Origin of the sequence: Lysobacter sp. Root690 (genome assembly GCF_001427785.1) — a bacterium.
In the GTDB taxonomy this organism is placed as follows: Bacteria; Pseudomonadota; Gammaproteobacteria; order Xanthomonadales; family Xanthomonadaceae; genus Lysobacter.
The window spans coordinates 21750-30138 of record NZ_LMHM01000002.1 but is presented as its reverse complement, the minus strand read 5'-3'; the positions used below and the strand labels follow the sequence as shown (position 1 = coordinate 30138).

Here is an 8389-nt window from a genome sequence, read left to right as displayed (position 1 = left end):
GAGCTAGCGCCCCTCACCCCAACCCCTCTCCCGCCAGCGGGAGAGGGGCTCGTGGTTACTCGATGTTCTGAATCTGCTCGCGCACCTGATCGATCAGTACCTTGAGCTCCACCGCCGCCGCCGAGCTGCGCGCGTCGACCGACTTGGAACCCAGGGTGTTGGCTTCGCGGTTGAATTCCTGCAGCAGGAAGTCCAGGCGGCGGCCGACCGCTTCGCGCAGCTTGAGCACGCGCCGCGCTTCGGACACGTGCGAATCGAGCCGGTCGAGTTCTTCGTCGACGTCGAGCTTCTGCAGCCACAGCACCAGTTCCTGCTCCACGCGGCCGTTGTCAGCCGGCTGGGCCAGGTCGGCCAGGCGCGCTTCGAGCTTGACGCGCTGGCCGGTGCGGATCGCCGGCATCATCGCGCGCACGTCGGCGGCGATCCGGGCGATGCCGTCGATGCGTTCGCCGATCACCGCCGCCAGCTTGCCGCCTTCGCGTTCGCGCGAGGCGACGAATTCGTCCAGCACGCTGTCGAGCAGGCTCAGCGCTTCGGCCTGCAACGCGGCCGGGTCGGTGCTCGGCGCCTGCAGCACGCCGGGGAACTGCAGCAGATCGGTGAAGTCGGTGCGCAGCGCCGGGAAGCGCGCCGACAGGTCGATCGCCAGATCGCTCAGTTCGCGCAGCCGGGTTGGATTGAGTTGCAGCGCATCGCCGCCTTCGGGCGCGCGCAGGCGCAGGCTCAGGTCGATCTTGCCGCGGCTGATCCGCGAACCCACGCGTTCGCGCAGCGCCGGTTCCAGCACGCGCAGCTCGTCGGCCAGGCGCACGCCGAGTTCGAGGAAGCGGTGGTTGACCGAGCGCAGCTCGCAACCGAGCGTGCCCCAGGGTGTCACGCGTTCGCCGCTGGCGAAGGCGGTCATGCTGCGAATCATTCGGAAATCCCGAGCCTACAGGGAGCGAATGGTAAACTCGCCGGCCCTCAAACGGTAAATCCGCCTCATGACCGGTCCCAACGCCGCTCCCGCCCAGGCTCCGGCCGGCCCGCTCGTCCGCCCCAGCGGCCGCACCGCGGAGCAGATGCGCGAGGTCCGGATCGAGCGCGGCTACACCGCTCACGCCGAAGGCTCGGTGCTGGTCAGCTTCGGCCAGACCCGGGTGCTGTGCACCGCCAGCGTCGACAACAAGGTGCCCGGTTTCCTGCGCGGCAAGGGCGAGGGCTGGGTCACCGCCGAGTACGGCATGCTGCCGCGCGCCACCCATACGCGCAGCGATCGCGAGGCCGCGCGCGGCAAGCAGGGCGGCCGGACCCTGGAAATCCAGCGCCTGATCGGCCGCGCCCTGCGCGCCTGCATCGACCGCAAGGCGCTCGGCGAACGCACCATCACCCTGGACTGCGACGTGCTGCAGGCCGACGGCGGCACCCGCACCGCGGCGATCACCGGCGCCTACGTGGCCCTGGTCGACGCGATCCGCTGGCTGCAGGCGCGGCGCGAGATCACCCGCGACCCGATCTTCGGCGCGGTCGCGGCGGTCTCGGTCGGCGTGTACCGCGGCGTGCCGGTGCTGGACCTCGACTATGCCGAGGACAGCGACTGCGATACCGACATGAATGTCGTGATGAACGATGGCGGCGGGTTTATCGAGCTGCAGGGCACGGCCGAGGGGCATGCGTTTCGGCGCTCGGAACTCGATGGGTTGCTGGCGTTGGCCGAGGCGGGTATCGCCGAGTTGGTGCTCAAGCAGCGCGAGGCGTTGGCGGGGTGAGTTTTTGCTGGTTAGGTACGAGTTGAATCGTCCAGTGACCGCGCCTTCTCCGCCGTCATTGCCCGGTGAACGCGCCCTCTCCTTCCGTCATTCCCGCGAAGGCGGGCTCCGCTTTACTTCGGCGCAGCCGAACATCCAGTGACTTGGACGGGCTGACGGAAACGACGGTGCTCGCATGACCCGCGCTGAAGTCACTGGATTCCCGCTTTCGCGGGAATGACGAGCAAAAGCGTTCGAAACTTGTCCAGTGGCGCGCGCTTCTACCGTCATTGCCCAGCGACCGCGCCCCCTCCTACCGTCATTCCCGCGAAGGCGGGAATCCAGTGACTTGGACGGGCTGACGAAAACGACGTTGCTCGCATGACCCGCGCTGAAGTCTCTGGATTCCCGCCTTCGCGGGAATGACGAGCAAAAGCGTCAAGCAAAAGCGTTCGGAATTTGTCCAGCGATCGCGCCCTCTCTTGCCGTGCAAGTACGCGCGGTGATGATCGCCCGAACCACACCAAACCTCGCGCTTATCACGAGATCTTTTGCTGGCGAGCCCTGGGCGACAAGCCATCGGGCTGACCCGACGCCCACGTCCGCGATAGCGACCACCTCACACAGCGCGTGAACACATCCGCGCACCAAGTCTCAAATTTCGCCACCCGCGCTGAACTTCACCGCGCATCCGCGATCATTCTCGCCAGCCGCCGAAAGGCCGTCGCCGCGGCCTATTTTGGCGAACGATTTCGCCGGTCGATTCCGCCGGGCAATCGCGGCACGCCACACCACGCCCCCGCACGAGGTCACGCATGAACCGCAGCATCGGCAGCATCACCCTGGTCGTAGCCGATTACGACGAGGCCATCGCGTACTACACGAAATCCCTGGGTTTCAGCCTGCTCGAAGACATCGACCAAGGCGGCGGCAAGCGCTGGGTGCGGGTCGCGCCGGCGCACGGCGCGCAGACCGCGCTGCTGCTCGCGCAGGCCGCGAACGACGCGCAGCGCGAGCGCGTAGGCGACCAGACCGGCGGCCGGGTCGGCTTTTTCCTGCACACCGACGACTTCCATCGCGACCACGCGGCGATGCTCGAACGCGGGGTGCGCTTCGCGGAATCTCCACGCGTCGAGACCTACGGCACGGTCGCTGTTTTTGAAGACCTGTACGGTAATCGCTGGGATTTGCTGGAATTGAAGGCATGAGATTAGTGCTGGCCAGCAGCAACGCCGGGAAGCTGGTGGAGCTGCGCGACCTGCTGCGCGACACCGGCATCGACCTGGTGGCGCAATCCGACTTGGGGGTCGAGGACGTGGAGGAAACCGGCAGCACGTTCGTCGAGAACGCGTTGCTGAAGGCGCGTCATGCCTGTCAGGTCACCGGCCTGCCGGCCCTGGCCGACGACTCGGGCATCTGCGTCGACGCGCTCGGCGGCGCCCCCGGCCTGTACTCGGCGCGCTATCACCGCCACGGCGACGCCCAGGGCAACATCGACAAACTGCTGACCGCGCTCAAGGACGTCCCCGACGACCAGCGTGGCGCACATTTCTATGCGGTGATCGTGCTGCTGCGCCATGCCGGCGATCCGCGTCCGATCATCGCCGAGGGCGTCTGGCACGGCCGCATCGCCCGGCAACGCCAGGGCGAGCGCGGCTTCGGCTATCAGCCGGTGTTTTTCGACACCCAGTACAACGTGTCGGCCGGCGAGATCGACGACGCGATCAAGAACAAAGTCAGCCATCGCGCCCGCGCGCTGGCGATTCTGCGCGAGCGCCTCGCGGAGCTGAGCCCATGAACCGGATGCTGCGCGCCGATGCCCCGCAGCGCCGCGCCTTCCGTACCGGCGGCCACACCGTGCTGTCGGTGGCGGTGCTGTACCTGCTGGCGATGCCGATCGCGATCTGGATACGCCAGGACGGCCTGCGCGCCGGCGCCCCCAGCTTCGGCAGCGAGATCGAACTGGCGTTGTGGCTGTTGGCCGGGCTGGTCGGGCTGGTCGCCCTGGCCGCGGTCCAGCGGGTCAGCCTGGACGCCGCGCTCGGCAACCCGTCGGTCGGCGGCGCCATCCGCTGCGCCAACATCACCAGCGGCCACCGCAGCCGGGTGTTCGAACCGCGCGAAGTGGTCGCGATGTCGCTGCACCGGGCCAAGGACGGGCGCATGCGCCTGACCTCGACCCTGGAACTGCGCCTGGCCCCGGCCCCGCACCGCGCCTGGGACACAGTGACCGTGTTCGACGGCGAAATGTCCGGCGACGGCCACGCCGAGCCGCTGGCGACGATCATGCATCTGGTCGTCCAGGCCCGCCCGGACGTGCAACTGGACGCCAATCTGCGCGCCCTGCTGGCGACCCGCCGCTACGGCGCGACGCCCGACCGGTAAGCTATCGGTTCCCCTGCTACCGATACCGGGCCCCGGCGCCCGGCCCGCGCTGTTGACTCCTGCCCTGACCACCCCGCCGTTGTCGCTGTACGTCCACCTGCCCTGGTGCGTGCGCAAATGCCCGTACTGCGACTTCAATTCACATGAAGGCCGCGGCGCGCTGCCGTTCGACGCCTACGTCGAGGCCCTGATCGCCGACTTGGAACACGACCTGCCGCTGGTCTGGGGCCGTACCGTGCACAGCGTGTTCTTCGGCGGCGGCACCCCGAGCCTGTTCCCGCCGGAATTCATCGACCGCTTCCTGCAGGCCGCCAGCGCGCGCCTGCGCTTCGCGCCCGGGGCCGAGATCACCCTGGAAACCAACCCGGGCACGGCCGAGCACGGCCGTTTCGAGCTGTACAAGGCGGCCGGAGTCAACCGGCTGAGCTTCGGCATCCAGAGCTTCGACGACGGCTGTCTCAAGCGCCTGGGCCGCATCCACGACAGCGGTGAGGCCGAGGCGGCGGTGAAGTTGGCCCAGGACGCCGGCTTCGACAATCTCAATCTCGACCTGATGTACGCCCTGCCCGGTCAGACCCTGGCCATGGCCGAACACGACCTGCAGCGCGCATTCGCGCTCGATCCGGCGCACGTCTCGCATTACCAGCTGACCCTGGAACCCAACACCGTATTCGCCGCGCGCCCGCCGCAGGGCATTCCCGACGAAGACGGCGCCTGGGACATCCAGGAACATTGCCAGGCGTTGCTGGCCGAACACGGCTATATCCAGTACGAAGTCAGCGCCTACGCCCGCGAAGGCCGCCGCTGCCAGCACAACCTCAATTACTGGCGCTACGGCGATTACCTCGGGATCGGCGCCGGCGCCCACGGCAAGATCACCCTGGGTGCCGAGCAGGACATCCTGCGGCGCTGGAAACTCAAGCACCCAACCCAGTACCTGGCCGCCGCCGGCACCGCCGCGGCGATCGGCGGCGACGACCGGATCGCGCCGGCGCGGCGGCCGTTCGAATACATGCTCAATGTGCTGCGGCTGGTCGAGGGCTTTTCGCTGAGCTCGTTCGAGTCGTGCACCGGGTTGGAGCGCGCGGCGATCGAGCCGCAATTGCAGGCGGGCTACGCCGCCGGCTGGCTGCAGCGCGACGGCGACCGGGTCCAGCCGACCGAGTTGGGCCGGCGCTTCACCAACGACGTGGTCGCGCTGTTCCTGCCCGAATGATCGCGGCGCGCGGTGCTGGCCGGCGCGGTGGGTCGCCAGTTCGGTAGCTCGGCCGGCCCAGATGCCACCTCACAACGTCACCACCGCAACCACGACACACTCGGCCCTGGCCGCTACGCAGTAGGCACCGCGTTTGTGCCAATGGTCGCCTCCTGTCGGCTGCACGCTACGCCCGCACCGGTTCGGGCTGGCTTGTGGCCCGGGAGGCGTGGTTATATCTCGCGGTCGTCAGTACCCAAAGCCCATGTCCGCCACGTTCGACCCTCTGGACGCCTCGCCGCGGGCCACCTTGGCCACCGCCGCCTTGCCTCGCCGCGTGCGCCGGCTGCTCGAGCAGTTGTATGCGCTGGTCAGCGACGAGATCGCGCCGCTGCTGGAACGCATGCTCGCCGAGTACGAGCAGCAGTTGTTCCGCCAGGCCGATCAGGCCCGCAATCCGAGTTTGCAGTCGGGGTATCTGGAGACCCTGCGGCTGGTGCGGTTGCGGCGGGCGGATTTGATTCCTCGGTATTTACTCGGGCTGGAAACGGCGCTTACTCGGTTGAGGGAAGGCGCGGCGGTGGCTGCGCGTCCAGTTACTAATTCGGCGCCTCATTTTCGCGAGCTTCGGTTGGTCGAAGACAGCGAAGTCGACGAAAACACCGTGCTGCGCGCGGTGGCCAGCCGCCACGAGTCGCGCGCCGGGTTGGGCTTGCTGCTGCTTGGCCAGCGCTTCGGCGTACTCGCCGGCGCGCCCGCGTTCGACAGCGAGCGTCTGCCGGTCGGTCCGCAACGGCTGATCCGCAGCTTCGCCGAAGCCTGCCAGCCGCTGCAGATCAGCCTGGAATCGCGGCTGGACCTGTACCGGGTGTTCGACCAGCAGGTGATGCTGGGCTACGCGGCGATGGTCGAATCGATGAACGCCCTGCTGGCGCGCGAGAACGTGCTGCCGAGCCTGTCGTTCGTGCCGCTGCGGACCCGCCCGAGCGCGCAGAATCCGGCCGCCGATGGCTTGGCCGTGCCTGCGGCCGAACCGGTGCGGCGTGCGTCCGCCAGCGATCCCGCCGGCGAACGCCGCAACGACCCGGCGCGCGGCGCCGGCGGCGAACTCAACGCCGGCCCGCGCACCGGCGCGAACGCCGGACCGACCCACGAACCGGCCGCCAAGCCCGCGCGCGAAAACGACCAGCCGCGTCCGCACACCGCCTGGCCGGGCCAGCCCGCCACCATCGCATCCGCCGACGCGGTCGACTTCGCGACCCTGCAGCAATGGCTCGGCGAACGCCGCGAACTGGTCGACAAGCTGCGCCCACGCGCGCAGCCGTCGGCGCCGGCGACCGCGCTCAACACCGCCGACCTGCTGGACGCGCTCAATCAACTCAAGGACGAACTGCCGCGCGGCCCGCAGCCGCTGCGCAAGGTCGCCGACCTGCGCCAATCGCTGTTGGCGGCGCATGAGCGCAACGACCGCGGCGACGACAACACCGACACCGACACCGAACGTCCGACCGCGCTGTCGCGCGACGACGGCGACGTGTTCGACCTGCTCGACCTGCTTTACGGCGAGATCGAACAGCGCCTGCGCGGCGATGCGATGATCTCGACCCTGCTCAATCGCCTGCAGGCGCCGTTGCTGCACGCGGCGCTGCAGGACCGCTCGCTGCTCGAACACAGCGGGCATCCGGCGCGGCAGTTGCTCAACACCGTCGCCGAGGCCGGCGCGCGCTGGACCCCGACCGAGGAAGTCGACCCGCAGTTGCACGAGCCGCTGCGTCAGGCGGTCGATCACGTGATCGAGCATTACAAAGTCGCGCCCGGCGCCTTCGACACCGCCAACCAGCGCCTGCAGGAACATCTGCAGACCATGGCGCGCAAGGCCGAAGTCAGCGAGCGGCGCCACATCGAGGCCGCGCGCGGCAAGGAAAAACTCGAACTGGCCAAGCGCCGCGCCAATCAGGCGATCGAAGCGAGCACCGTCGACCAACGCCTGCCGCGTTTCGTCCAGACCCTGCTCAGCCAGGCCTGGGCCGACGTGCTGACCCTGACCCTGCTGCGCCACGGCGAGGAATCCGACGCTTGGCGGCGCCAGCTCGCGATCACCGAGCAGATCGTCGCCGCCAACCTGACCGGCGTCGGTGCCACCGCTCCGTGCGGGCTCGACGCCGATATCGAACATGCCCTGACCCTGGTCGGTTATCACGCCGACGATGCAGGCGCGATCTCGCGCCAGCTCACGATCGGCCCGGCGCTGACCGACGAAGCCGCTTCGCGCACCGAACTGGCGGTGAAGCTGCGCTCGCGCGTGCGCCTGGGCGAGGAAGGCCACGCGCCGGCCCCACGCTCATCGCTGTCACCGCGCGACGAGCGCGAACAGGCCTGCTGGGAACAGATCCGCGCGCTGCCGTTCGGCACCTGGTTCGAATTCGTGCAGAACCAGCAGGGCGACGCGGTGCGTCGGCGCCTGTCGTGGTTCAGCCCGGTCACCGACAACGCCTTGTTCGTCAATCAACGCGGCCAGCGCGTGGGCGAGCAATCGCTCGACAGCCTGGCGCGGATGCTCGCGCGCGGGCAGGTGCGGATCGTGGTCGAGGAACGCAGCCGGCTGGTCGATCGCGCCTGGCACGCGGCGCTGGACGTGCTGCGCGGCTTCGGCGGCAACCGCGCGCCCGCCAACGACGGGGCAGGCACGAATGAGGCCGGCGCATGAACGAGGAATACCGCCGCACCCGCCGCCGCCGCATCGTCGAGACCGTGCAGGTGGTCGACACCATGACCGAGACCGTGATCGGCCATCTGGGCAATCTGTCCGAGACCGGGATGATGCTGATCGCCAGCGCGCCGCTGGTCGACGACGCGCTGTACCAGTTGCGCTTCAACCTGCGCGACGCGCCGCAGCACGCCTCGCCGATCGAAGTCGGCGCCCACCTGCTGTGGCAGGACCGAGCGAGCGTCCCGGGCCAGACCTGGACCGGCTTTCGCTTCATCGCCATGCCGGAGGACGGCATGCAGCATTTGCGTCAGTGGCTGGATTCGCCGGGCGCCAGTTACGAGTAACGCTGTTCCCTTCTCCCGCTTGCGGGAG

General features: G+C 68.8%; 8 protein-coding genes. 7 read left to right on the top strand and 1 reads right to left on the bottom strand.

What is annotated here, in order from left to right; translation table 11 throughout:
* Positions 1-55 precede the first annotated feature (55 nt).
* Positions 56-916 carry a YicC/YloC family endoribonuclease gene (locus ASD86_RS04075; RefSeq protein WP_056107236.1) on the bottom strand — a complete coding sequence of 287 codons (861 nt, stop codon included), beginning with the start codon at positions 914-916 and terminating at the stop codon, positions 56-58.
* Between the two features lie 67 nt (positions 917-983).
* Between ASD86_RS04075 and rph the strand changes: the two genes are divergently transcribed.
* The 7 genes from rph (at position 984) to ASD86_RS04040 (ending at position 8361) form a co-directional block, all read left to right on the top strand.
* Positions 984-1748: a ribonuclease PH gene (gene rph / locus ASD86_RS04070; protein WP_056107233.1), complete on the top strand. Its 765-nt coding sequence runs from the start codon at positions 984-986 to the stop codon at positions 1746-1748.
* Positions 1749-2542: 794 nt separating this feature from the next.
* Positions 2543-2935: a VOC family protein gene (locus ASD86_RS04065; protein ID WP_056107229.1), complete on the top strand. Its 393-nt coding sequence runs from the start codon at positions 2543-2545 to the stop codon at positions 2933-2935.
* Positions 2932-3525, top strand: a complete 594-nt coding sequence (gene rdgB / locus ASD86_RS04060) for an RdgB/HAM1 family non-canonical purine NTP pyrophosphatase (RefSeq protein WP_056107226.1) — start codon at positions 2932-2934, stop codon at positions 3523-3525. Before ASD86_RS04065 ends, rdgB begins: the two co-directional genes overlap by 4 nt.
* Positions 3522-4112, top strand: coding sequence for a hypothetical protein (locus ASD86_RS04055; RefSeq protein ID WP_157476121.1), 591 nt, complete (start codon positions 3522-3524; stop codon positions 4110-4112). The genes rdgB and ASD86_RS04055 overlap by 4 nt, the downstream gene beginning before the upstream one ends.
* A 52-nt stretch (positions 4113-4164) precedes the next feature.
* The gene (gene hemW / locus ASD86_RS04050; RefSeq protein ID WP_082578054.1) at positions 4165-5328 is read left to right on the top strand and encodes a radical SAM family heme chaperone HemW; all 1164 of its coding nucleotides are present in this window, start codon (positions 4165-4167) and stop codon (positions 5326-5328) included.
* A gap of 244 nt (positions 5329-5572) precedes the next feature.
* Positions 5573-8014: a DUF1631 family protein gene (locus ASD86_RS04045; RefSeq protein ID WP_056107217.1), complete on the top strand. Its 2442-nt coding sequence runs from the start codon at positions 5573-5575 to the stop codon at positions 8012-8014.
* The gene (locus tag ASD86_RS04040) at positions 8011-8361 is read left to right on the top strand and encodes a PilZ domain-containing protein (RefSeq protein WP_046655526.1); all 351 of its coding nucleotides are present in this window, start codon (positions 8011-8013) and stop codon (positions 8359-8361) included. Before ASD86_RS04045 ends, ASD86_RS04040 begins: the two co-directional genes overlap by 4 nt.
* The last annotated feature ends 28 nt before the right edge of the window (positions 8362-8389 follow it).